This is a genomic window from Pseudomonas sp. 910_23, assembly GCF_052850795.1.
Window position 1 is genome coordinate 70,692 of record NZ_VXCZ01000007.1, and the last position, 24,696, is coordinate 95,387.

Annotated in this window: 20 protein-coding genes, 4 tRNA genes and 1 riboswitch; of the genes, 18 read left to right on the top strand and 6 right to left on the bottom strand. The window is 60.8% G+C overall.

The window, feature by feature from the left end; all coding sequences use genetic code 11:
* Positions 1 to 77: 77 nt before the first annotated feature.
* Positions 78 to 271, bottom strand: a riboswitch (cobalamin riboswitch).
* A 22-nt stretch (positions 272 to 293) separates the two neighbouring features.
* A complete protein-coding gene (locus FW800_RS10500; protein ID WP_446437573.1) occupies positions 294 to 1,223 on the bottom strand; it encodes a DNA/RNA non-specific endonuclease in 930 nt (309 codons plus the stop codon).
* A gap of 136 nt (positions 1,224 to 1,359) precedes the next feature.
* Between FW800_RS10500 and FW800_RS10505 the strand changes: the two genes are divergently transcribed.
* Positions 1,360 to 2,421 (top strand): M4 family metallopeptidase, encoded by a 1,062-nt coding sequence (locus FW800_RS10505; protein WP_446437574.1) that lies wholly within the window; start codon positions 1,360 to 1,362, stop codon positions 2,419 to 2,421.
* Positions 2,422 to 2,450: 29 nt separating this feature from the next.
* A complete protein-coding gene (locus FW800_RS10510; protein WP_005789790.1) occupies positions 2,451 to 2,756 on the top strand; it encodes a protealysin inhibitor emfourin in 306 nt (101 codons plus the stop codon).
* Positions 2,757 to 2,766: 10 nt separating this feature from the next.
* Here FW800_RS10510 and FW800_RS10515 read toward each other — a convergent pair whose 3' ends face one another.
* Positions 2,767 to 4,161, bottom strand: a complete 1,395-nt coding sequence (locus FW800_RS10515; protein WP_446437575.1) for an aldehyde dehydrogenase family protein — start codon at positions 4,159 to 4,161, stop codon at positions 2,767 to 2,769.
* A 103-nt stretch (positions 4,162 to 4,264) separates the two neighbouring features.
* Here FW800_RS10515 and ptrR point away from each other — a divergent pair, with 103 nt between their 5' ends.
* Entirely contained in the window at positions 4,265 to 5,137 is an 873-nt protein-coding gene (gene ptrR / locus FW800_RS10520) for a putrescine utilization regulator PtrR (protein WP_194438778.1), read from the top strand.
* A 106-nt stretch (positions 5,138 to 5,243) separates the two neighbouring features.
* On the opposite strand, the gene FW800_RS10525 is transcribed toward ptrR, so the two are convergent.
* Positions 5,244 to 5,453 (bottom strand): hypothetical protein, encoded by a 210-nt coding sequence (locus FW800_RS10525; protein WP_005789784.1) that lies wholly within the window; start codon positions 5,451 to 5,453, stop codon positions 5,244 to 5,246.
* A 101-nt stretch (positions 5,454 to 5,554) separates the two neighbouring features.
* Positions 5,555 to 6,751 carry an amino acid aminotransferase gene (locus FW800_RS10530; RefSeq protein ID WP_228308725.1) on the bottom strand — a complete coding sequence of 399 codons (1,197 nt, stop codon included), beginning with the start codon at positions 6,749 to 6,751 and terminating at the stop codon, positions 5,555 to 5,557.
* A 343-nt stretch (positions 6,752 to 7,094) separates the two neighbouring features.
* Here FW800_RS10530 and uvrB point away from each other — a divergent pair, with 343 nt between their 5' ends.
* From uvrB to FW800_RS10575, 9 genes are all read left to right on the top strand, one after another.
* Positions 7,095 to 9,110, top strand: coding sequence for an excinuclease ABC subunit UvrB (uvrB, locus tag FW800_RS10535; protein WP_078821857.1), 2,016 nt, complete (start codon positions 7,095 to 7,097; stop codon positions 9,108 to 9,110).
* A 186-nt stretch (positions 9,111 to 9,296) separates the two neighbouring features.
* The gene (gene gltX, locus FW800_RS10540; RefSeq protein WP_005789780.1) at positions 9,297 to 10,778 is read left to right on the top strand and encodes a glutamate--tRNA ligase; all 1,482 of its coding nucleotides are present in this window, start codon (positions 9,297 to 9,299) and stop codon (positions 10,776 to 10,778) included.
* 147 nt (positions 10,779 to 10,925) lie between these two features.
* A tRNA-Ala gene (locus FW800_RS10545) sits at positions 10,926 to 11,001 on the top strand.
* A gap of 79 nt (positions 11,002 to 11,080) precedes the next feature.
* Positions 11,081 to 11,156: transfer RNA gene (locus tag FW800_RS10550), tRNA-Glu, on the top strand.
* Positions 11,157 to 11,206: 50 nt separating this feature from the next.
* Positions 11,207 to 11,282, top strand: a tRNA-Ala gene (locus FW800_RS10555).
* A gap of 80 nt (positions 11,283 to 11,362) precedes the next feature.
* Positions 11,363 to 11,438: transfer RNA gene (locus FW800_RS10560), tRNA-Glu, on the top strand.
* A 182-nt stretch (positions 11,439 to 11,620) separates the two neighbouring features.
* Positions 11,621 to 12,160 carry a TetR/AcrR family transcriptional regulator gene (locus FW800_RS10565; RefSeq protein ID WP_005789779.1) on the top strand — a complete coding sequence of 180 codons (540 nt, stop codon included), beginning with the start codon at positions 11,621 to 11,623 and terminating at the stop codon, positions 12,158 to 12,160.
* A gap of 87 nt (positions 12,161 to 12,247) precedes the next feature.
* Positions 12,248 to 12,682 carry an acyl-CoA thioesterase gene (locus tag FW800_RS10570; RefSeq protein WP_005789778.1) on the top strand — a complete coding sequence of 145 codons (435 nt, stop codon included), beginning with the start codon at positions 12,248 to 12,250 and terminating at the stop codon, positions 12,680 to 12,682.
* Between the two features lie 55 nt (positions 12,683 to 12,737).
* Positions 12,738 to 13,718 (top strand): tRNA dihydrouridine synthase, encoded by a 981-nt coding sequence (locus tag FW800_RS10575; protein ID WP_005789777.1) that lies wholly within the window; start codon positions 12,738 to 12,740, stop codon positions 13,716 to 13,718.
* Here the strand turns inward: FW800_RS10575 and FW800_RS10580 are convergent.
* Together FW800_RS10580 and FW800_RS10585 are read right to left on the bottom strand one after the other, a co-directional pair.
* Positions 13,657 to 16,977 (bottom strand): EAL domain-containing protein, encoded by a 3,321-nt coding sequence (locus tag FW800_RS10580; protein WP_446437576.1) that lies wholly within the window; start codon positions 16,975 to 16,977, stop codon positions 13,657 to 13,659. The genes FW800_RS10575 and FW800_RS10580 overlap by 62 nt on opposite strands.
* A 68-nt stretch (positions 16,978 to 17,045) precedes the next feature.
* Complete coding sequence (locus FW800_RS10585; RefSeq protein ID WP_005789775.1) at positions 17,046 to 17,936, bottom strand: LysR family transcriptional regulator; 891 nt, start codon at positions 17,934 to 17,936, stop codon at positions 17,046 to 17,048.
* 140 nt (positions 17,937 to 18,076) lie between these two features.
* Here FW800_RS10585 and leuC point away from each other — a divergent pair, with 140 nt between their 5' ends.
* The 6 genes from leuC (at position 18,077) to FW800_RS10615 (ending at position 24,628) form a co-directional block, all read left to right on the top strand.
* The gene (gene leuC, locus FW800_RS10590; RefSeq protein WP_446437577.1) at positions 18,077 to 19,495 is read left to right on the top strand and encodes a 3-isopropylmalate dehydratase large subunit; all 1,419 of its coding nucleotides are present in this window, start codon (positions 18,077 to 18,079) and stop codon (positions 19,493 to 19,495) included.
* A gap of 10 nt (positions 19,496 to 19,505) precedes the next feature.
* Positions 19,506 to 20,150 (top strand): 3-isopropylmalate dehydratase small subunit, encoded by a 645-nt coding sequence (gene leuD, locus FW800_RS10595; RefSeq protein WP_005789771.1) that lies wholly within the window; start codon positions 19,506 to 19,508, stop codon positions 20,148 to 20,150.
* A gap of 137 nt (positions 20,151 to 20,287) precedes the next feature.
* Complete coding sequence (locus tag FW800_RS10600; protein WP_446437578.1) at positions 20,288 to 21,052, top strand: class I SAM-dependent methyltransferase; 765 nt, start codon at positions 20,288 to 20,290, stop codon at positions 21,050 to 21,052.
* A 53-nt stretch (positions 21,053 to 21,105) separates the two neighbouring features.
* On the top strand, positions 21,106 to 22,188 hold the full coding sequence (gene leuB, locus FW800_RS10605; protein ID WP_446437579.1) for a 3-isopropylmalate dehydrogenase: 1,083 nt from the start codon (positions 21,106 to 21,108) through the stop codon (positions 22,186 to 22,188).
* Between the two features lie 64 nt (positions 22,189 to 22,252).
* Positions 22,253 to 23,365 carry an aspartate-semialdehyde dehydrogenase gene (asd, locus tag FW800_RS10610; protein ID WP_005789767.1) on the top strand — a complete coding sequence of 371 codons (1,113 nt, stop codon included), beginning with the start codon at positions 22,253 to 22,255 and terminating at the stop codon, positions 23,363 to 23,365.
* A gap of 252 nt (positions 23,366 to 23,617) precedes the next feature.
* Complete coding sequence (locus FW800_RS10615; RefSeq protein WP_446437580.1) at positions 23,618 to 24,628, top strand: aspartate-semialdehyde dehydrogenase; 1,011 nt, start codon at positions 23,618 to 23,620, stop codon at positions 24,626 to 24,628.
* The last annotated feature ends 68 nt before the right edge of the window (positions 24,629 to 24,696 follow it).

Consider the following 24,696-nt stretch of genomic DNA (forward strand, 5'->3'; position numbering starts at 1 on the left):
GGTACGGCTCGGAAATACGCCCATGGACGCTGCTGATGGGCAGGGCCAGGATGTCCTTCCCGGACACCCCGCCGGTTAGTGAATTAGCTGGGCCGGCAGGTCTCCTGACTGATGCGTCGTCGCCTTGCTCCCGCCTTCCCGGACGCGGTCCAGTGGCAGTGGGGAGCAGGCTCGGCATCTACAGTTGCGGGGGCAGTTTCGGTTCACGTCGCGTGCGGCGTTTCGAATTCCCTGTTAGTCCCATACGGGAACCGGCGGCGGTATGGTAAGCGATCGCGCCCTGTAGGAGCGAATCAGAGTCGAATATCTTGCGGCCCGCGGATCAGCGCTTCGATCCGCGTACCTGTGGCGCGTTCTTCGTTGCTGAACCCGTCGTAGTCGGCCAGGTTGGCGAAGCGGATGCCGGTCAGTTGTTCGATCTGGATCACACTGCGCTGGTAGGTTCGAAGCGGGCCGAATACCAGGTCGAGTTGGCCCAGTTCGCGGCTTTGGTCAATGGTGTAGGCACTGGCCGAGGGCTTGCCATCGTCGCTGAGGTAAGCCACCACTTTCCAGAACGCCTTGGGGATTTTCACGCCACGGTAAAGCCGGTCGTCATCGGCGAACACTGGCCCGGTAAACACCGTGGCCCGGGCTTTCCAGCGCTGGGTGTTGTCGAGGATGTAGTCTTCGAGCTCCAGCCAGGTTTTCTGGTTGAAGCCGCTCATTTGAGGGGAGCAGTTGGTGAAGTGAAAGGTGTCGAAGTTGGCGGTGTTCGCCTCGTCGCCCCAGTTGGGGTCCTGGCGCCGTACCAGGTGGCCGCGGTCCAGGCCATTGCCGGCATAGAGGTCTTCACCTACTTGGGCGTCCAGGGGCAGGCGGCCATCGTAGGCCCAGGTGTCGTTGCTGCGCGTGATGTCCACATGCTTGGCGCCGTCGATATTGACCCCCACGTAGAGCGCCAATCTTCGGGAGCGCGACATGGTGATGGAGAAATGCGTGTAGTCCAGGCGCTTGGGTTGCACGTCGCCCGCCAGTGGCTCGCCAACCGTGGGCCATGGCACCACGAAATCGCTGAGGAAATCGTCGGCATAGCCCGCGCGGTTTTTGAAGTCCTTGGCCGCTGTGACACGCGGCGTCGCGGCTCTGGTTTCCAGCAGGGTGGGGCTGGCCGCGACCAATGGACGCAGGTCGGCGAGCCTTGGGCGGTGGGAAAGGTCGATTTTGGCTGTGCGGGCGGGCATGGGCATGTTCCTTATGGGCCTCGGATAAACACCACTGAAACACAAACTCATGACAATTTGGCCCAGGGGGCGAACACAGGGCTATCCTGAAAACCGTTACCCGGACGTTCATCACACGCCAAAAAGGAGCCAGCTCATGTGTGTTCGCCAACTGCGCAACCCGATTTTCTGCCTGATCCCGCCGTACATGCTCGACCAGATCGCCCGCCACGGGGATAAAGCCCAGCGGGAGGTCGCATTACGCACGCGCGCCAAGGACAGCACGTTCCGGTCGTTGCGTATGGTCGCGGTACCCGCCAAGGGCCCGGCCCGCATGGCGCTGGCCGTGGGCGCCGAGAAACAGCGCTCGATCTACAGCGCCGGAAACACCGATAGCCTGCCCGGCAAGCTGGTTCGCGGTGAAGGGCAGCCCGCCAGTGGCGATGCCGCGGTGGACGAAGCCTATGATGGCCTGGGCGCGACCTTCGATTTTTTTGACCAGGTATTCGACCGCAACTCCATCGACGATGCGGGCATGGCGCTGGACGCCACGGTGCACTTCGGCCAGGACTACAACAACGCGTTCTGGAATTCGACCCAGATGGTGTTCGGCGATGGCGACCAGCAGTTGTTCAATCGCTTCACCGTGGCACTCGACGTCATTGGCCATGAGTTGGCTCATGGCGTGACCGAGGATGAGGCCAAGCTGATGTACTTCAACCAGTCCGGCGCGCTGAACGAGTCGCTGTCGGATGTATTCGGTTCGTTGATCAAGCAGTACGCGCTGAAGCAAACGGCCGAGGACGCCGACTGGTTGATCGGCAAGGGGCTGTTTACCAAAAAGATCAAAGGCACCGCTCTGCGTTCGATGAAAGCCCCGGGCACCGCCTTTGATGACAAGCTGCTGGGCAAAGACCCGCAGCCGGGGCATATGGATGATTTTGTGCAAACCTACGAGGACAATGGTGGCGTGCATATCAATTCCGGCATTCCCAACCACGCGTTCTATCAGGTGGCCACCAAGATTGGCGGGTTCGCCTGGGAGCGTGCAGGGCGGATCTGGTATGACGCACTGCGCGATTCGCGGCTGCGGCCCAATTCCGGCTTTTTGCGTTTTGCGCGTATCACCCATGATATTGCCGGTCAGCTTTATGGCGTAAACAAGGATGAGCAGAAGGCGGTCAAGGCAGGCTGGAAAGCGGTGGGCATTAACGTTTGACGAAGCCGCCTGTGCGGCGAGGAACAGCCATGCGAATTTCAATCAAGGAAAGCGGCGGGGCGGCGTTTTTTCCAGGGTTGGCCAAACCGCGCAGCGTCGAACTGGACGCGCTGCCCGAGCAGGACCAGCAAGAGTTACGGCAACTGATCGAAGACTCGGGTTTCTTTCGGTTGCCGCAAAGCACTCGCCCTGAACCAGGCAACCCCGGCCAGGTGCATTACACCCTGACAGTGACGGAGGGAGCGCGCGAGCACACGGTCTGTGTGCTCGCGCCGGTAAAACCCCAGGCCCTGGATGGTTTGGTGCAGTGCGTGCGGCGACATATCAATTGTTGAAGCGCCAAGGCTACTTACGATCCAGCCACACCGTCTGCGCATTGCAGAACTCGCGTACACCGAAGTGCGACAGCTCGCGGCCGAACCCGCTTTTCTTCACGCCGCCAAACGCCACCCGAGGGTCCGACACGCTGAACGCGTTGACGAAGACCCCGCCGGTTTCCAGCTGGTCGGCAATCGCTCGCGCCTTTGCCGCGTCGGCCGTGAAGATGCTGGCCGTCAGGCCGAACTCGCTGTCGTTGGCCAGGGCCACGGCGTGCTCGGCGTCGCGGGCGGTGATGATCGACGCCACGGGGCCGAACAGTTCCTGTTTGAACGACGTCATTTGGTCGGTGACGTCGGCCAGGACGGTCGGTTCGTAGTAATTGCCCGCGCCCGCGACTTTATGGCCACCCAACAGCAGCGTGGCGCCTTCTTCCAGGGTCGCCTGGACCTGGCCGTGCAGTTCGTCACGCAGATCAAAACGCGCCATGGGGCCAATATAGGTGGCGGTCGAGGTGGGTTCGCCCATCACCAGGGCGCGGCTGGCTTCCAGGAATTTGGCAGTGAAGGCTTCAACCACGCCGGCTTCGATGATCAAGCGCTTGGCGGCGGCGCAGACCTGGCCGCTGTTCTGAAAGCGGCCGATGACGGCGGCTTGTACGGCGGCGTCGAGGTCGGCGTCGTTGAGCACGATAAACGGGTCGGAGCCACCCAGTTCCAGCACGCATTTTTTCAACGCGGCCCCGGCCTGTGAGCCGATGGCGATACCGGCGCGCACGCTGCCAGTGAGCTTCACGGCGGCGATGCGCGGGTCGGCGATGGCGGTGGACACGCCGTCCTGGGTCACGTTGATCACTTCAAACACGCCTTCGGCAAAACCGGCTTTGCGCAGCGCTTGCTGGATCAGGTAGGCGCTGCCCATTACGTTGGGCGCATGTTTGAGTACATAGGTGTTGCCGGCGAGCAGGGTCGGCACGGCGCCGCGCAGCACTTGCCACACCGGGAAGTTCCACGGCATCACCGCGAGAATCGGGCCCAGTGGGCGGTATTCGATCCGGGCGCTGCCGTTGTCCACCAAGGTAGGTTCCGGGGCGAGCATGGCCGGTCCGTGGGCGGCGTACCACTCGCTGAGCTGGGCGCATTTTTCAATCTCGGCGCGGGCCTGGGCGATAGGCTTGCCCATTTCCAGGGTGATCATCTGCGCCATGTCTTCAGCTTGCTCACGCAGGGCGGCAGCCAGGGCCAGCAGATAGTCGGCACGCTGGTTCACCGGGGTGTGGCGCCAGGTACGGAAGGCATCGGTCGCGCGGGTGAGGGCGGCATCCAGTTGTGCTGCGCTTTCATAGGGGTAGCTGGCAACGGTTTCACCGTTGGCGGGGTTGATCGACAAGGCGTGGGTCTGATGGGAAATAGCGTTGTTCATGGCACCGTCCGGCTGAAAGAGTGAATGATGGCCAGCGTACGGGGCTGTATCTTTTCTGGAAACTGAATAATATTAAGCAATACGTTCATGAATGGAGAATGACTTGGATCTGGTGCAGCTGGAAATCTTCAAGGCCGTTGCCGAACAAGGCAGCATCAGCGCCGCCGCGCAGTTGATTCATCGGGTGCCGTCGAACCTCACCACGCGCATCAAGCAACTGGAGCAGGATTTGGGCGTGGAGTTATTCATCCGTGAGAAGAGTCGCTTACGTTTGTCCCCCGCCGGGTGGAATTTCCTCGGCTATACGCGGCGCATTCTCGACCTGGTGCAAGAAGCCCGCGCCACGGTGGCGGGGGAGGAGCCCCAGGGCGCCTTTGCCCTGGGCTCGCTGGAGAGCACGGCGGCCGTGCGTATCCCTGCGTTACTAGCGGCGTATAACCAGCAATACACCAAGGTGGAGTTGGACCTGAGTACGGGCCCCTCGGGCACCATGATCGAAGGCGTACTGTCGGGCCGGCTGACGGCGGCCTTTGTCGATGGCCCGGTGCTGCACTCCACGCTGGAGGGTGTGGCGGTGTTTGAGGAGGAGATGGTGGTGATCGCGCCGCTGCATCACGCGCCGATCAGCCGGGGGCAGGATGTGAATGGCGAGAACATTTATACGTTTCGCTCGAACTGCTCGTACCGGCATCACTTTGAACGCTGGTTTTCACAGGATGGCGCGGTGCCGGGCAAGATCTTCGAGATCGAGTCGTACCATGGCATGTTGGCTTGTGTCAGCGCCGGGGCCGGGCTGGCGCTGATGCCGCGCAGTATGCTGGAGAGTATGCCGGGGTGTGCGGCGGTGAGCGTGTGGCCGCTGCCCGACACATTCCGTATCTTGAATACCTGGCTGATCTGGCGGCGGGGCACGGTATCGCAGAGTTTGAACAGCTTTGTAAAACTGCTGGAAGAACGCAATCTACCAGCACCGTAGATCAAATGTGGGAGCTGGCTTGCCTGCGATAGCGGCGGTTCAGTTAAAGATTCATTGAATGACACACCGCTATCGCAGGCAAACCAGCTCCCACAGGTGTCTTACATCAGCCGCCAAATTGCAGGGTGCCCATCGCCAGTTTGGCCATGATCGCCGTTGCACCCAGTTGCACCAGCCATAAAGCCAACCCTCCAAGAAATACACCTAACGCCACTTGCAGAACCAAACTCTTCTGGCGCTTGGCTTGCGGTGCGCGTGGGGCATAGTCGTGCAATTCGTCGCGGTCGGCGCGCAGGTCCAGGTCATCGTTTCTCATAGGGTTCTCGCAGCAAGGAGGCAGTCGGCGTTCAGTCTAGTGTGTTCGCCAATAAAAAGGGGGAAGCCAATGGCTTCCCCCTTCGTCTAACGCTTGCCGGCTTACAGCACCTCGACAATCGCCTTGGTCACCGCACCAATGTTCGACTGGTTCAGCGCCGCCACACAGATACGCCCGGTGTCCAATGCATAGATGCCAAACTCGGTACGCAGGCGTGTGACTTGCTCAACGGTCAGGCCGGAGTAGGAGAACATCCCGCGCTGGCGACCGACGAAGCTGAAGTCGTGACCTGGCGCAGCCTTGGCCAGCTCGGCCACCATCTGTTCGCGCATGCCGCGGATGCGCAAGCGCATTTCAGCCAGCTCGGCTTCCCACTGGGCACGCAGTTCAGGGTTGTTCAGCACAGCTGCAACGATGGCCGCGCCGTGGGTCGGCGGGTTGGAGTAGTTGGTGCGGATCACGCGCTTGACCTGGGACAGGATGCGCGCGCTTTCTTCCTTGGACTCGCTGACGATCGACAGCGCGCCTACGCGCTCGCCATACAGCGAGAACGACTTGGAGAACGAGCTGGACACAAAGAAGGTCAGGCCCGACTCAGCGAACAGGCGCACTGCGGCGGCGTCTTCGTCGATGCCATCGCCAAAGCCCTGGTAGGCCATGTCGAGGAACGGCACCAGGTTCTTGGCCTTGACCACCTCCAGCACGTTTTGCCAGTCGGCCGGGCTCAGGTCGACGCCGGTCGGGTTGTGGCAGCAGGCGTGCAGCACCACGATGGACTGTGGTGGCAGGGCGTTGAGGTCTTCGAGCAGGCCGGCACGGTTCACGTCGTGGGTGGCCGCGTCGTAGTAGCGGTAGGTCTGCACCGGGAAACCGGCTTTTTCGAACAGCGCCTGGTGGTTTTCCCAGCTTGGGTCGCTGATGGCAACAACGGCGTCGGGCAGCAGTTGCTTGAGGAAGTCGGCGCCGATTTTCAGCGCGCCAGTACCGCCGACGGCCTGGGCGGTAATCACACGGCCGGCACTCAGCAGGGGCGACTGCGCACCAAACAGCAGCTTCTGCACGGCCTGGTCGTAGGCCACGATACCGTCGATCGGCAAGTAGCCACGGGCGGCGTGTTGCGCCACGCGAATGGCTTCCGCTTCGGCAACGGCACGCAAGAGTGGAATTTTCCCCTCCTCGTTGCAGTAAACGCCCACGCCAAGGTTGACCTTGGTGGTTCGTGTATCGGCGTTGAATGCTTCGTTGAGGCCCAGGATAGGATCGCGTGGTGCCATTTCGACAGCGGAGAACAGGCTCATTTTTGCGGCAGCTCTATGGGGGAAGGGAGGGACGTGTCGCGCTCCAGCCGAATGCACTAGAGCGGTGCACAAACGGGGAGCTAGTATAGAGGCCATCACCGCGCAGGGCGACAGCCGAAATGGCTTTTCGGCCAAGTTTTTCGGTTTATTTGCTGACCGTTAGTCTTATTGCAACCTTGAAGGGAAAGGACATGTAGGACGTCAGCCTTGAAACCCGTCACATTCGCCACCACTTCTACAGCTATCATGGTTTTTTCCTGCAACCTGCGATGATTATTCGCGGGTTGCTGAGCTATTTCGTCCCTGGCGGTGTCGAGTCTGGGGTGACTTCACGAGGTACGTTATGTCGGATTTCCAGCTCGTTACCCGTTTTGAACCCGCCGGCGATCAACCGGAAGCCATTCGCCAGATGGTCGAAGGCATCGAGGCCGGCCTGGCGCACCAGACGCTGCTTGGGGTGACCGGTTCCGGCAAGACCTTCAGCATCGCCAACGTGATCGCCCAGACCAACCGCCCGACCCTGGTGCTGGCGCCGAACAAGACCCTGGCCGCGCAGCTTTACGGCGAGTTCAAGGCGTTCTTCCCCAACAACGCGGTTGAGTACTTCGTTTCCTACTACGACTACTACCAGCCCGAAGCCTACGTGCCGTCCTCCGATACCTTTATCGAGAAGGATGCATCGATCAACGACCATATCGAACAGATGCGGCTGTCGGCGACCAAGGCGTTGCTGGAGCGCAAGGACGCCATCATCGTCACCACGGTGTCGTGCATCTACGGTCTGGGCAGCCCCGAAACCTACTTGAAGATGGTGCTGCACGTTGACCGAGGCGACAAACTCGACCAGCGCGAACTGCTGCGCCGCCTGGCGAGCCTGCAGTACACCCGTAACGACATGGACTTCGCCCGCGCCACCTTCCGGGTGCGCGGCGATGTGATTGACATCTACCCGGCCGAATCCGACCTGGAAGCGATCCGCATCGAGCTGTTCGATGACGAAGTCGAAAGCCTGTCGGCCTTCGACCCGTTGACCGGCGAGGTGATCCGCAAGCTGCCACGCTTTACCTTCTACCCGAAAAGCCACTACGTGACCCCGCGTGAAACCCTGATGGGCGCCATAGAGGGTATCAAGGTCGAGTTGGCCGAGCGCCTGGAGTACCTGCGTTCCAACAACAAGCTGGTGGAAGCCCAGCGCCTTGAGCAGCGCACCCGTTTTGACCTGGAAATGATCCTGGAGCTGGGCTACTGCAACGGCATCGAAAACTACTCGCGCTACCTGTCGGGTCGCGAATCCGGGGCGCCGCCGCCGACCCTCTATGATTACCTGCCGCCGGACGCCTTGCTGGTGATCGACGAATCCCACGTCAGCGTGCCGCAGGTGGGGGCCATGTATAAGGGCGACCGCTCGCGTAAGGAAACCCTGGTGGAGTACGGCTTCCGCCTGCCGTCGGCGCTGGACAACCGGCCAATGCGCTTTGACGAGTGGGAGGCCATCAGCCCGCAGACCATCTTTGTGTCGGCGACGCCCGGCAACTATGAAGCCGAGCACGCTGGTCGCGTGATCGAGCAGTTGGTGCGACCTACTGGCCTGGTGGACCCGGAGATTGAAATCCGCCCGGCGTTGACCCAGGTCGACGATCTGCTGTCGGAGATCAACAAGCGTGTAGCCCTGGAAGAGCGGGTGCTGGTTACCACATTGACCAAGCGCATGTCCGAAGACTTGACCGACTACCTGGCCGACCACGGCGTGCGCGTACGTTACCTGCACTCGGACATCGACACCGTGGAGCGGGTAGAGATCATCCGCGACCTGCGCCTGGGGACCTTCGATGTGCTGGTGGGGATCAACCTGCTGCGTGAGGGGCTGGACATGCCCGAAGTGTCGCTGGTGGCGATTCTGGATGCGGACAAGGAGGGCTTCCTGCGCTCCGAGCGCTCGTTGATCCAGACCATCGGCCGGGCGGCGCGTAACCTCAATGGCCGGGCGATTCTTTACGCGGACCGCATTACCGGCTCCATGGAGCGTGCGATTGGCGAGACCCAGCGGCGTCGCGACAAACAGATCGCGTTCAACCTGGAGCACGGCATCACCCCCAAAGGCGTGTTCAAGGATGTTGCCGACATCATGGAAGGCGCTACCGTGCCCGGCTCGCGCAGCAAGAAGCGCAAGGGCATGGCCAAGGCTGCCGAGGAAAGTGCCAAGTACGAGAACGAACTGCGCTCGCCGAGTGAGATCACCAAGCGGATTCGGCAGTTGGAAGAGAAGATGTACCAGCTGGCTCGGGACCTGGAGTTTGAGGCGGCGGCGCAGACGCGGGATGAGATTGGCAAGTTGCGCGAGCGGTTGCTGACTGTCTGATTTGCACTGGCTTTACTGGCCTCATCGGGAGCAAGCCCCCTCCCACATGTTGATTTGTGAATACAGTCAAATGTGGGAGGGGGCTTGCTCCCGATAGCCGTGCCGCGGTTTTCCAGAAATCACCCAGGCTGTTACCATTCGCCCCTTGTTTCAATTTTCAGTTTTATCGCCCATTCGAGACCTGCCATGACCACCGTCCGCACGCGCATTGCGCCATCGCCTACTGGGGATCCCCACGTCGGTACTGCTTACATCGCCTTGTTCAACTACTGCTTTGCCAAGCAGCATGGTGGTGAATTCATCCTGCGGATCGAAGATACCGACCAACTGCGCTCCACCCGTGAGTCGGAACAGCAGATTTTCGATGCCTTGCGCTGGCTGGGCATTACCTGGGCTGAAGGTCCGGACGTCGGCGGCCCGCATGGCCCGTATCGCCAGAGCGAGCGCAGCGACATCTACAAGCAATACACCCAGCAACTGGTCGACATGGGCCACGCCTTCCCGTGCTTCTGCACCGCCGAAGAGCTGGACCAGATGCGCGCCGAGCAACAGGCCCGTGGCGAGACCCCGCGCTACGATGGTCGCGCGCTGCTGCTGTCCAAAGAAGAAGTGGCCGCACGCCTGGCGGCTGGCGAACCCCACGTTATCCGCATGAAAGTGCCGAGCGAAGGCGTGTGCGTGGTGCCGGACATGCTGCGCGGTGACGTCGAAATCCCGTGGGACCGCATGGACATGCAAGTGTTGATGAAGACCGACGGCTTGCCGACGTACTTCTTGGCCAACGTGGTCGACGATCACCTGATGGGCATCACCCATGTGCTGCGCGGCGAAGAGTGGCTGCCATCGGCGCCGAAACTGATCCTGTTGTATGAATACTTCGGCTGGGAGCAACCGCAGCTGTGCTACATGCCGCTGCTGCGTAACCCGGACAAGAGCAAGCTGTCCAAGCGCAAGAACCCAACGTCGGTAACGTTCTACGAGCGCATGGGCTTTATGCCTGAGGCGATGCTCAACTATCTGGGCCGCATGGGCTGGTCGATGCCGGACGAGCGCGAGAAATTCTCGTTGCAGGAAATGGTCGACAACTTCGATCTCTCCCGTGTCTCCCTCGGCGGGCCGATCTTCGATATCGAGAAGCTGTCGTGGCTCAACGGCCAGTGGCTGCGTGACTTGCCCGTGGAAGAGTTTGCCAGCCGCGTGCAGCAATGGGCGTTGAACCCCGAGTACATGATGAAGATTGCGCCGTTGGTGCAGGGCAGGGTAGAGACATTCAGCCAGGTCGCGCCCTTGGCCAGTTTCTTCTTTGCCGGCGGCGTGAACCCGGATGCCAAGCTGTTTGAATCCAAAAAGCTCTCCGGCGACCAGGTTCGCCAACTGATGCAGTTGATCCTGTGGAAGCTCGAAAGCCTGCGCCAGTGGGAAAAAGATGCGATCACGGCCACGATCCAGGCGGTGGTGGAATCCCTTGAGCTGAAACTGCGCGATGCCATGCCGCTGATGTTTGCCGCGATCACCGGGCAAGCGAGTTCGGTGTCGGTGCTCGATGCGATGGAAATCCTCGGCCCGGACCTGACCCGTTTCCGCCTGCGCCAAGCCCTTGATTTGCTTGGTGGTGTGTCGAAGAAAGAAAACAAGGAATGGGAAAAGCTGCTGGGCGCCATCGCTTAAGCAGGCCGTTGCAGTGACGAAACCCCGGTTTTCCGGGGTTTCGTCGGTAAGTGATTGTTATCCCGGCAAAAAATTTTGAAAATTGTTGAAAATAAATTTGACACGTTTCCAAACCGCCATTAAGATTCGCCCCGTCCTCACCGATGAGGGGCTATAGCTCAGCTGGGAGAGCGCTTGCATGGCATGCAAGAGGTCAACGGTTCGATCCCGTTTAGCTCCACCAATTTACAGGTTCAAGGTTCCGGCCACACCGTCCTTGAATTGATCAGGTCTCAGCTCTGATCAGATGTACAGAAGGTTTTGTCCCCTTCGTCTAGTGGCCTAGGACACCGCCCTTTCACGGCGGTAACAGGGGTTCGAGTCCCCTAGGGGACGCCATTTTCAACAAGCAGCTCGAAAGGTCTGCTGCGTCGCGAGACGAAAAATCCGGGGCTATAGCTCAGCTGGGAGAGCGCTTGCATGGCATGCAAGAGGTCAACGGTTCGATCCCGTTTAGCTCCACCAATTTTACAGGTTCAAGGTTCCGGCCACACCGTCCTTGAATCGATCAGTTCTCAGCGCTGATCAGTGTATAGAAGGTTTGTGTCCCCTTCGTCTAGTGGCCTAGGACACCGCCCTTTCACGGCGGTAACAGGGGTTCGAGTCCCCTAGGGGACGCCACGATTACCCGCTTTGCGGGATTTTTAAGGGTCATTCAATTATTGAATGGCCCTTTTGTTTGTCTGGCGTTTGTCCATTTTCTTGATTGATTCCATTTTTTTGTTCTGACCGGCGGTCGTACCTTTCGCTTGCGCAATATTATTATGGTAATAATATCCAACCCATGAAAGTCGGAGGCCTTGATGAGCGATAAAAAAGCGCAAACCCGCGAACGTATTTTGCAGGCTGCCAGCGCGGCATTGATCCAGCGCGGCCCGGCTGAGCCGAGTGTGGGGGAGGTCATGGGGGCGGCAGGGCTGACCGTCGGTGGTTTCTACGCGCACTTTGAAAGCAAGGACGCGTTGATGCTGGAGGCGTTCAGCCAGTTGCTGGCGCAGCGCCGGGCCTCTATCGACGATCTGGACACGCAGCTCACCGGCGAAGAGCGTCGGGCGCTGGTGGCGGCCTTCTATCTGTCACGCAAGCATCGTGATTCAACCTCCCAGGCCTGCCCCTTGCCGGCCACAGTTGGCGAGATGGGTCGCTTGCCCGACGCATTTCGCGAGGTCTTGAGCGAGCACGTGGAGCTGATGACTGCGCAACTGGCCGACAGCCCTGAAGACATCGACAAGGCGCTGGCGGACATGGCCTTGATGGTGGGTGGCCTGACATTGGCTCGCGCACTGGGGCCGGGTGAGTTGTCGGACCGCGTAATCCGAGCGGCCAAGTCGGCAGTGCGCTGAAGAGGCGCGCCTCGACTGCCGCCGTCTACAGCAGCGGCAAACCGCCTGATACACTGCCCCGCCGACATCAATCGACTGGAGCAAGGCATGGGCTGGGATTTGGCAACGCCGTTTATCATCGATCTGCAGGTTGCGCCTGAAGACATCGACGGCCTCGGGCACGCCAACAACGCGGTGTACGTGTCCTGGCTGGAGCGTTGCGCCTGGCGCCATTCCCAGCGCCTGGGGCTGGACCTCACCGAGTATCGCCGCCTGGACCGCGCCATGGCGGTGGTACGCCATGAGATCGATTATCTGGCGGCAGGCTATGAAGGCGATGAGCTGCAACTGGCCACCTGGATCGTCGACTGGGATCAGCGCCTGAAAATGACCCGTCGTTTCCAACTGGTACGCCCCCGCGACGGCGCGACGCTGCTGCGCGCGCAAACCACCTTTGTGTGCATCGAGTTGTCCAGCGGCAAACCCAAGCGTATGCCTGCCGAGTTTATTGAAGGTTACGGTCCCGCCCTGACAGGGGGTTAACGGTCCTCGCCGGAAACCCAGTAAACTGCGCCACGATTTTTGTTGAGTGTTTTCCATGCAAATTGCTTTGGCGCCCATGGAGGGGTTGGTCGACAACATCCTGCGGGACGTGTTGACCCACGTGGGCGGTATCGATTGGTGTGTGACCGAATTTATTCGCGTCAACGACCGCCTGCTCACCCCTGCGTATTTCCATAAGCTCGCTCCGGAACTGCTGCACGGTGCCCATACCGCAGCGGGTGTGCCGCTGCGTGTGCAACTGCTCGGCTCCGACCCGGTGTGCCTGGCCGAAAACGCTGCCCTGGCCTGCGAGCTGGGGTCTGAGGTGATTGACCTGAACTTTGGTTGCCCGGCCAAGACCGTCAACAAGTCCCGGGGTGGCGCGGTGCTGCTCAAGGAGCCGGAGCTGCTCAACCAGATCGTCGAGCACGTGCGCCGTGCCGTGCCCGCCCACATTCCCGTAACCGCCAAAATGCGCCTGGGCTTCGACAGCCCGGATGGCGCGCTGGTATGCGCCACCGCGTTGGCCGAGGGCGGTGCTGCACATATCGTCGTCCATGCGCGCACCAAAGCCGATGGCTACAAGCCGCCGGCCCACTGGGAGTGGATCCCGCGGGTGCAGGACGTGGTCAAGGTGCCAGTATTTGCCAATGGTGATATCTGGAGCGTCGAAGATTGGAAGCGTTGCCGTGAAATCAGTGGCGCCGAAGACATCATGCTCGGCCGTGGCCTGGTGGCGCGTCCTGACCTGGCAAGGCAGATTGTGGCGGCCAAGGCCGGTGAGGAAGTGGTCGAGATGACCTGGGCGCAGATGCAGCCGATGCTTCAGGAGTTCTGGCGCCAGTCGGTGGCGCAACTGACTGAAAAACAGGCACCCGGCCGCTTGAAGCAATGGCTGGCGATGCTGACGCGCAACTACCCGCAGGCGGTGGAGCTGTTCACCGCGCTGCGCCGCGAGACCGACCTGCAATGCGTCAGCCGTCTGCTGGGCATGCAGCATCCGGTCCCGCTCGACCCTGTTCCAGCAACCGCCTGAAGCCTTCTATCGGCAACGGTCGGCTGTGCAAATAACCCTGGAATAAATGGCAGCCCAGCTTTTGCAGGAACGCCAGTTGCTCCGGGGTTTCCACGCCCTCGGCGATCACGCCAAGGTTCAAGCTGCGCGCCATGGCTACGATGGCGCGGATGATCTCGGCGTCATTAGGGTCGTGGGTGGCATCGCGTACGAATGACTGATCGATTTTCAATGCGTCCACCGGCAGGCGCTTGAGGTAGGTCAGGGATGAGTAGCCGGTGCCGAAGTCATCCATTGCGAAGCTCACGCCGAGCTTTTTCAAGCGACGCATCTTCGCCACGGTATCGTCCAGGTTCTGGATCACGATGCCTTCGGTGATCTCCAGTTTCAGCAGGCTGGAGGGCAGTTGATGCTGCTTGAGGCTGTGTTCTACCCGTTCCACAAAGTCGTTCTGGCGAAACTGCCGCGGGCTGATATTCACGCACAGGCTGAAATTGAGCGGGTCTACCAGACCGTCGGCAATCAACTGGGCAAAGGCGCCGCAGGCTTCATCGAGAATCCAGGTGCCGACTTCCAGGATCAGGCCGCTGTCTTCCAATACCTTGATAAATTCCGTCGGCGACTGCGCGCCCAGTTGCGGATGTTGCCAGCGCACCAGGGCCTCGGCCCCCACAATCCGGTTGCCATGCGCATCCACCTGGGGCTGGTAATGCACGCTGAACTCGCCGCGTGACAGGGCCAGGCGCAGGTCGGTCTCCATGCGCAGTCGCTCGCTGGCGGTTTTTTGCATGCTGTTGTGGAACATCTGTGTGGTATTGCGCCCTGAATCCTTGGCGCGATACAGGGCGATGTCGGCACGCTTGAGCAAATCGGCTGGCGTGGTGCCGTGGTCGGGAATCAGCGCTACGCCGATGCTGGGCGTGACCTGCAAACGATGGCCGTCAAGGAACATTGGCTCCGACAGCAACTCACGCAATGTATCGGCCACGCTTTGCACCTGGTCGCTGACCTCCTGGCGCTTACCCTCAAGACCGCTGAGCAGCACCACAAACTCATCGCCGCCCAGGCGTGCCACGGTGTCCTCCATGCGCACGCTGGCTTCCAGGCGTGCGGTGACGATTTTCAACACGGTATCGCCCACCGGGTGGCCGAGGGAATCGTTGATGTGCTTGAAGTGGTCGAGGTCGAGGAACAGCAGGGCGCCGCGCAGGTTGTGGCGCTTGAGCAGGGCGATCTGCTGGCTCAGGCGGTCCATCAGCAGTGCGCGATTGGGCAGGTTGGTGAGCGGGTCGTGATAGGCCAGGTGGCGGATCTGCGCCTGGGCGTTTTTCAGCAGGCTGACGTCTCGTGCGGTCAGCAGCAGGCAGGGGGTTTCGTTCAGGGTGATCGGCTCGACCGAGACCTCCACCGCCAGCACCTCGCCTCGTTTGTTGTGCCAGAGCATTTCCAGATGATGGATGCGGCCCTTGATCTGCAACTCGGCCAATAATGCCGCGCGCTGGTTCTCATCGGCCCAGATGCCGATCTGGTACAGGGTCAGGCCGATGGCTTCTTCGGTGCGGTAGCCGGTCAGGCGGCAAAAACCGTCATTGACCTCCACATAACGGCCGGTGTCGCGTTCGGTGATTGAAATCGCGTCGGGGCTGGAGTGAAACGCCTTGGCGAACTTCTCTTCACTGGCCTTGAGGGCGGCTTCCGAGCGTTGCTGCTGGGTGATATCCCGAAGGGTGGTGACGATGCAGGGTTGGTCGCTGACCTTGATCAAGCGGCTGGAGATGACGCAGGTCAGGCTTTGGCCGTCCTTGTGATGCACCACGATGGCCACATTGCTCAGGGCCTGTTCGCGAATCACCCGCTCGATGCGTTGCAGGCGCTTGCTGGAGTCGTCCCACAGGCCGATTTGTTCGGCGCTTTTGTCCAGTACTTCGGCGGCTGTCCAGCCAAAGGTCTGGGTAAACGCCGGGTTGATCTCGATAAAGGCGCCGCTTTCCAGGCAGGTCACGCAGATAGGGTCGGGGCTGGCCTGGAACAGGCTGGCAAATTTTTCCTCGGAGGCGGTGAGGCGTTGCTCGCGTTCGACCTGGTCGGTGATATCCAGCAAGGTGCCCGCCATGCGCAGGGGTTTGCCTGCTTCATCGCGGTACAGGCGCGCACGGCTTTCCAGATAGCGTGGGCTGCCGTCCTCCAACTGCACGCGGTAGGTCAATTGGTAGTTGCCGTCCGGGCCTTCACGCAAGCTGCGGTAGGCATTGCGCATACCCTCGCGATCCTGGTCGGACATCCCTTCGAAAAACGCATCGAAGGATTCATGAAAGGGCGCCGGTTCGAGCCCGTGCAGTTGGGCGGCGCGGGCCGAGCCGTAGAGCATACCGCTGGGGATGTGCCAATCCCAGGTGCCCAGTTGCGCGGAATCCAGGGCCAGGTCGAGGCGCTCCTGGCTGTCTTTGAGCGCTTGCTCTGCGTTTTTGCGTTCGGTGGTGTCCAGGAACGTGCTGATCAGGTAAGCCTCACCGTCCAGTTCCACCTTCTGGGCGCTGAGCGTGCCGTCGTGGATCTGGCCGTTGCTGGCGCAGAACTGCACCTCCATGGTGATGGGTTCGCCTTTGCGCTGGGTGGCCTTGACCAGCAGTGCACGCTGCTCCGGATGGCGCCACAGGCCCAGTTCCAGGGTGGTACGGCCGATGGCATCGGCCACCGGCCAGCCGAACAGCATTTCGAAATACTGGTTGGCTTCGCTGATCAAGCCATCGGCCTGGCGGGTCAGTAGCACCATGTTCGGGCATAAATGGAACAATGTGGCGAAGCGCTTTTCGGAGTGGCTGAGGGCGTGTTCGCGGTCGCGCTGATGGGTGATCTCGCGGATCACTCCGATCATGCGGCGCCGTCCGGCTTTTTCAGGCGCGAGGCTGCCGCTGATTTCCAGCCAGTGCAGGCTGCCATCGGGCCACTGGATGCGATGGTGCATGGCGCGTTCGAACGGCTCTCCTGCCAGGACCGCGTGAAAACCACGCACCACCCGTGCGCTGTCTTGCGGGGCCAGCAAGTCAAGGTAGTCGAGGTCCTTGGGCAAGGGTTGATGCGGGTCAAAGCCGAATAACGCTTGAGTACCCCGTGACCAACTGATTCTTCCCGTGTCGATTTCCCAGCACCAGGCGCCCAGCCGGGCGGCATTCAGGGCTGCCAGCAATTGCGGGGCACTGTCCCAGCTTTGCTCCGCCGCTTGGGGGTCCAGGGCGTAGATGCGGGGCAGGGGAGGTACGGGGTCGCCGGGGTTGCGCATTGTCAATGGGCCTTGGCTCGGTGAGAAGACAGCGCGGTTTTTTTCTTGAAACCCGAGGCCGCACAGTGTCATGCCGGTAACCCTGGCAGATCGACCTGTGCATCCAGCAGGCTCATGAAAGCCCGCGCAGCGTTCGATAGCGTCCTTTCTGTATGCACGATATAGCCTAGCTGGCGACTGAGTTGTATGCCCGGCAAAGCGATACTTGCCACTTGATCATCGAGCATGGTGCGCGGCAACACGCTCCAGGCCAGGCCGATGGACACCATCATCTTGATGGTTTCCAGGTAGTTGGTGCTCATCGCAATATTTGGCGCAAGCCCCTGGGCTTCGAACAGGCGGCTGACAATATGGTGCGTAAAGGTGTTGCCGCCGGGAAACACCGCCGGGTGCCTGGCGATATCGGCCAGGCTGATGGAGCCGTTGCTGATCAGGCTGTGTTCCGGCGCTACCACAAAGTCCAGCGGGTCATCCCATACCGGCGAGGCGCGCACCAGATGGTGGGGCTCGGGCGCCAGGGTGATTACCGCCACTTCGGCGCGACCATGGAGTATTTCTTCGTAGGCCACTTCTGAATCCAAAAACTGAATATCCAGTGCCACGTTTGGGTATTGCCGTGTGAAGGTGCGCAGGATCGGTGGCAGGCGGTGCAGGCCTATATGGTGGCTGGTGGCCAGAGTGAGGCGCCCGCTGACTTCCCCTGTAAGGTTGGTCAGGGCGCGGCGGGTGTCGTCCAGCACGTTGAGGATTTGATAAGCGCGCGGCAGCAAGGCCCTGCCGGCTTCGGTCAAGCCGACTTCACGGCCCAAGCGATCAAACAAACGCACTTTCAATTGCTGCTCCAGGCCCGCGATGCGTTTGCTGATGGCGGGCTGCGTCAGGTGCAGGCGTTCGCCGGCCCCCGAGAAGCTGCCGGTCTCGGCGATGGCGATAAAAGCATTGAGGTTGGCCAGATCCATGGTGCTATTCCAGTTGGTAATCCAAAGCATAAAAAATATGAATTTGAGTTATTTAATGTAGCGCCATACCATCAGCCTCACAAGCCAAAGGGTTATTGAAAAGCCCGGCGTATAGAAACACCGCTGATGAGGACCGACTGATGGCCGGCAAAACGCTTTACGACAAGCTTTGGGATTCCCATGAAGTGAAACGTCGCGATGATGGATCGTCGCTGATCTATATCGACCGTCACATCATCCATGAAGTGACCTCGCCCCAAGCGTTCGAAGGCCTGCGACTGGCCGGGCGCAAGCCATGGCGCGTCGACTCCATCATCGCCACGCCGGACCACAACGTGCCGACCACTCCTGAGCGCAAGGGCGGTATCGAGGCCATTGCCGACCAGGTTTCGCGTTTGCAGGTGCAAACCCTCGACGACTATTGCGACGAATACGGCATCACCGAATTCAAGATGAATGACGTGCGCCAGGGTATCGTCCATGTGATCGGGCCGGAGCAGGGGGCGACCTTGCCGGGCATGACCGTGGTCTGCGGCGACTCCCACACCTCCACCCACGGTGCGTTCGGCGCCCTGGCCCATGGCATCGGCACCTCCGAGGTGGAACATGTGTTCGCCACCCAGTGCCTGGTCGCCAAGAAAATGAAGAACATGCTGGTACGCGTCGAAGGCCAATTGCCGTTTGGCGTGACCGCCAAAGACATCGTGCTCGCCGTGATCGGCAAGATCGGCACCGCCGGCGGTAACGGCCATGCCATCGAGTTCGCCGGCAGCGCCATTCGCGACTTGTCCATCGAAGGCCGCATGACCATCTGCAACATGTCCATCGAAGCCGGTGCCCGTGTGGGCATGGTGGCGGCGGATGAGAAAACCGTGGAGTACGTCAAAGGTCGCCCGTTTGCCCCGCAAGGCGACGATTGGGACGCCGCCGTCGAAGCCTGGAAAGACCTGGTGTCCGACGCCGATGCGGTGTTTGACACCGTGGTCGAACTCGACGCTGCGCAGATCAAGCCGCAAGTCAGCTGGGGCACTTCGCCGGAAATGGTCCTGGCCGTCGACCAGAACGTGCCGGACCCGGCCAAAGAAGCCGACCTGGTCAAGCGCGGCTCCATCGAACGCGCCTTGAAGTACATGGGCTTGAAAGCCAACCAGGCGATCACCGACATCCAGTTGGATCGCGTGTTCATTGGCTCCTGCACCAACTCGCGGATCGAAGACCTGCGCGCTGCGGCGGTGATCGCCAAGGGCCGCAAGGTTGCCTCGACCATCAAGCAAGCCATTGTGGTACCGGGTTCCGGCCTGGTGAAGGCGCAAGCCGAAGCTGAAGGCCTGGACAAGATCTTCCTCGAAGCCGGTTTTGAATGGCGTGAACCAGGCTGTTCGATGTGCCTGGCGATGAACCCGGACCGTTTGGAGTCGGGCGAGCATTGCGCGTCCACCTCCAACCGTAACTTTGAAGGGCGTCAGGGCGCCGGTGGCCGCACCCACCTGGTCAGCCCGGCCATGGCCGCCGCCGCTGCCGTCAACGGTCGTTTCATCGACGTTCGCGAATTGATCTGAGGAATACCCGATGAGAGCTTTTACCCAGCACACAGGTCTTGTAGCGCCGTTGGACCGTGCCAACGTGGACACTGACCAGATCATCCCCAAGCAGTTCTTGAAGTCGATCAAGCGCACCGGTTTTGGCCCCAACCTGTTCGATGAGTGGCGCTATCTGGACGTGGGCTACGCCTACCAGGACAACTCCAAGCGCCCGTTGAACAAAGACTTTGTGCTCAATGCCGAGCGCTATCAGGGCGCCAGTGTGTTGCTGGCCCGGGAAAACTTCGGTTGCGGCTCCAGCCGTGAACACGCGCCGTGGGCCCTGGAAGAGTACGGCTTTCGCAGCATCATCGCGCCCAGCTATGCCGACATCTTCTTCAACAACAGCTTCAAGAACGGCCTGTTGCCGATCATCTTGAGCGATGCCGAAGTGGATGAGCTGTTCCAGCAAGTGGAAGCGAATGTGGGCTATCAGTTGACCGTGGACCTGGCCGCGCAGACCGTCACCCGTCCGGATGGCAAGGTGTATCACTTCGAGGTGGATGCGTTTCGCAAGCACTGCCTGATCAACGGCCTGGACGATATCGGCCTGACCTTGCAGGACGGCGATGCGATTGCCGCGTTTGAAGCCAGGCACCGGGCGAGTCAGCCTTGGTTGTTTCGCGATGCCTGATTTGCGGTAGGCAGGACCGCCGCCATCGGGAGCAAGCCCCCTCCCACATTTGAATGCGTTCGCATATCAACATGTGGGAGGGGGCTTGCTCCCGATAGGGCCAGAACAAACACCACAAGGTCTATTGAGGAAAGCCCATGACTACCACCGCCCACACCCAAGTCGTGCAAAAGCAATTCGGCGAGCAAGCCTCGGCCTACCTGAGCAGTGCCGTGCACGCCCAGGGCACCGAATTCGCACTGCTGCAGGCCGAGCTGGCCGGGCAGGGCGCTGCACGGCTGCTGGACCTGGGCTGTGGGGCGGGTCATGTGAGTTTCCAGGTGGCGCCTCTGGTTAAAGAAGTGGTGGCCTATGACCTGTCCCGGCAGATGCTCGACGTGGTCACCGCCGCCGCGAAAGATCGCGGCCTGCACAATATCCGCACCGTCCACGGCGCCGCCGAGCGTCTGCCGTTCGCCGATGGCGAGTTCGACTTCGTGTTCAGCCGTTATTCGGCCCACCACTGGAGTGACCTGGGCCTGGCCCTGCGTGAAGTGCGCCGCGTGCTCAAGCCGGGCGGGGTGGCGGCGTTTGTGGATGTCTTGTCACCGGGTAGCCCATTGCTGGACACTTACCTGCAAACCGTCGAAGTGCTGCGCGACACCAGCCACGTGCGAGATTACGCCGCCGCCGAGTGGATGCAGCAACTCAGCGAGTCCGGTCTGCATGTGCGTAACAGCCTGCGTCAGCGCCTGCGCCTGGAATACACCTCGTGGGTCGAGCGCATGCGCACGCCAGAGGTGCTGCGTGCGGCAATCCTTGAGCTGCAAAAGGCGATGGGCCAGGAAGTGCGCGATTATTACGAAATTCAAGCCGACGGCACCTTCAGCACCGACGTGCTGGTGGTCTTTGCCCAACGTTGATTGATTTTTCCCGACCTGCCCACGGGCGGGTCGCTTGATGAAATGAGGAACCCATGAGCAAGCAGATTCTGATTCTCCCTGGCGACGGTATTGGTCCGGAAATCATGGCCGAAGCGGTCAAGGTGCTGGAGCTTGCAAACGCCAAGTACAGCCTGGGCTTCGAGCTGAGCCACGACGTGATCGGCGGCGCCGCTATCGACAAACACGGCGTGCCCCTGGCTGACGAAACCCTGAACCGTGCCCGTGCGGCCGACGCCGTGTTGCTCGGCGCCGTGGGCGGCCCGAAATGGGACAAGATCGAGCGTGACATTCGCCCTGAGCGCGGCCTGTTGAAAATCCGCGCGCAACTGGGCCTGTTCGGCAACCTGCGCCCGGCGATCCTCTACCCGCAACTCGCCGATGCCTCAAGCCTCAAGCCGGAAGTGGTGGCGGGCCTGGATATCCTGATCGTGCGTGAGCTGACCGGCGGTATCTACTTCGGCTCGCCACGGGGCGTGCGCGAGTTGGAAAATGGCGAGCGCCAGGCCTACGACACCCTGCCGTACAGCGAGAGCGAAATCCGCCGTATTGCCCGGGTCGGTTTCGATATGGCCCGTGTGCGTGGCAAAAAGGTGTGCTCGGTGGATAAAGCCAACGTGCTGGCCTCCAGCCAACTGTGGCGCGAAATCGTTGAGGAAGTGGCCAAGGACTACCCGGACGTCGAACTGAGCCACATGTACGTCGACAACGCCGCGATGCAACTGGTGCGTGCGCCCAAGCAGTTCGACGTGATCGTCACCGACAACCTGTTCGGCGACATCCTGTCCGACCAGGCGTCCATGCTCACAGGTTCCATCGGCATGTTGCCGTCGGCGTCCCTGGACACCAACAACAAGGGCATGTACGAGCCGTGTCACGGTTCGGCGCCGGACATCGCAGGCCAGGGCATTGCCAACCCGCTGGCGACCATTTTGTCGGTGTCGATGATGCTGCGTTACACCTTCAACCTGAGTGAAGCGGCCGACGCGATCGAGAAAGCCGTCAGCCTGGTACTGGACCAGGGCCTGCGCACCGGGGACATCTGGTCCCAGGGCTGCACCAGGGTCGGAACGCAAGAAATGGGCGACGCAGTAGTCGCCGCGCTGCGGAATCTGTAATCTCTCGGGCCCGCTTGCAGTTGTTGCTGCAAGGCGGCCCACTTTTTAACAAGGTGTAGTTGCGATGAAACGTGTAGGTCTGATCGGTTGGCGCGGTATGGTCGGTTCCGTGCTCATGCAGCGGATGCTGGAAGAGCAGGATTTCGATCTTATTGAGCCGGTGTTTTTCACCACTTCGAACGTAGGTGGCCAAGGGCCGTCCGTGGGCAAGGATATTGCCCCGCTCAAGGACGCCTACAGCATTGAAGAGTTGAAGACCCTCGACGTGATCCTGACGTGCCAGGGTGGCGACTACACCAGCGAAGTCTTCCCCAAGCTGCGCGAAGCCGGCTGGCAGGGTTACTGGATCGATGCCGCTTCCAGCCTGCGTATGCAGGATGACGCGGTGATCATCCTTGATCCGGTCAACCGTAAGGTCATCGACCAGCAACTGGATGCCGGCACCAAGAACTACGTGGGCGGCAACTGCACCGTCAGCCTGATGCTGATGGGGCTGGGTGGCCTGTTCGAAGCCGGCCTGGTCGAGTGGATGAGTGCCATGACCTATCAGGCTGCTTCCGGTGCCGGTGCGCAGAACATGCGCGAGCTGATCAAACAGATGGGCGCGACCCATGCCGCTGTCGCCGATCAACTGGCCGACCCGGCCAGCGCGATTCTCGACATCGACCGTCGTGTGGCCGAAGCCATGCGCAGCGACGCCTACCCGACCGAGAACTTCGGCGTGCCATTGGCTGGTAGCTTGATCCCGTGGATCGACAAGGAACTGCCCAACGGTCAGAGCCGCGAGGAGTGGAAGGCCCAGGCCGAGACCAACAAGATCCTCGGTCGCTTCAAGAACCCGATTCCGGTGGACGGCATCTGCGTGCGCATTGGCGCCATGCGTTGCCACAGCCAGGCGTTGACCATCAAGCTGAACAAAGACGTGCCGATCGCCGATATCGAAGGCTTGATCAGCCAGCACAACCCTTGGGTCAAGCTGGTGCCGAACAACCGCGATATCAGCATGCAGGAGCTGAGCCCGACCAAGGTCACCGGTACCCTGAATGTACCGGTGGGCCGTCTGCGCAAGCTGAACATGGGTAGCCAGTTCCTCGGTGCGTTCACCGTCGGCGACCAGCTGCTGTGGGGCGCGGCTGAACCGCTGCGTCGCATGTTGCGGATTTTGCTGGAGCGTTGATCGCTTTCTTGCATTGAAGAACCCCGCGCTCTGGTGACAGGCGCGGGGTTTTTTATTGTTCTGTCGGGCGCTATCGGGAGCAAGCCCCCTCCCACATTCGACCCAGTTCCAACCTTGAAATGGAGGGCAAGTGTGGGAGGGGGTTTGCTCCCGATAGCGCCATCAGCCACACCACAAGGCCCAGGCTAATTGCCTCACCCCCAGCCACCCGGTAAAGTGCCGCTCCCCCCTGCAATGCCCGAGGCAGCCCCCATGACCCAGACCTTTGAAATCGCCGTAATCGGTGCCACCGGCACCGTGGGTGAAACACTGGTGCAGATCCTCGAAGAACTGGATTTCCCGGTAGGCACCCTGTATTTGCTGGCGGGCAGCAACTCGGCGGGGGCTTCGGTGCCGTTTCGTGGCAAGAACGTGCGGGTCAAAGAGGTCGACGAGTTCGATTTCAGCAAGGCGCAGTTGGCGTTCTTCGCAGCAGGCCCGGCGGTGACCCTGAGTTTCGCCCCGCGCGCCACAGCCGCTGGCTGTTCGGTGATCGACTTGTCCGGTGCATTGCCTGCCGAACAGGCGCCGCCAGTGTTGCCGCAGGCCAACACCCAGGTGTTGAACGGTTTGAAAAAGCCGTTCCAGCTCGGCAGCCCAAGCCCGTCTGCCACCTACCTGGCGGTAGTGCTCGCGCCGTTGCGGAGTTTGGTGGACATCCAGCGCGTGAATGTCACCGCCAACCTGGCGGTCTCTGCCCAGGGCCGGGAGGCCGTCAGCGAGTTGGCGCGGCAGACCGCTGAGTTATTGAACGTGCGTCCACTGGAGCCGAAGTTCTTCGATCGGCAAATGGCGTTCAACCTGCTGGCTCAAGTCGGTACGCCAGACGCCCAAGGTCATACAGCCTTGGAGAAACGCCTCGTACACGAGCTGCGTGCCGTGCTGGAAACACCTTTGCTAAAGATTTCCGCAACCTGCGTTCAAGCCCCGGTGTTTTTCGGCGATAGCCTGACAGTGTCGTTGCAATTGGCCGCGCCGGTCGATCTGGCCGCAGTCAACCGTGCACTCGATGCTGCGCCGGGTATCGAGCTGGTTGAGGAGGGCGATTACCCAACGGCTGTAGGCGATGCGGTCGGCCAGGACGTGGTTTATGTAGGGCGCGTACGTGCAGGTGTCGACGACCCCGCGGAACTAAATCTGTGGTTGACGTCAGATAACGTACGCAAGGGCTCGGCCCTGAACGCTGTGGAACTGGCGCAGTTGTTGATAAAAGGCCTTGTGTAAAAGATACTTGGCGGCAATTTGTAGATTGATTCTAGCCAGGCGCTATGCTTGGTCCCAAGTGAAACACA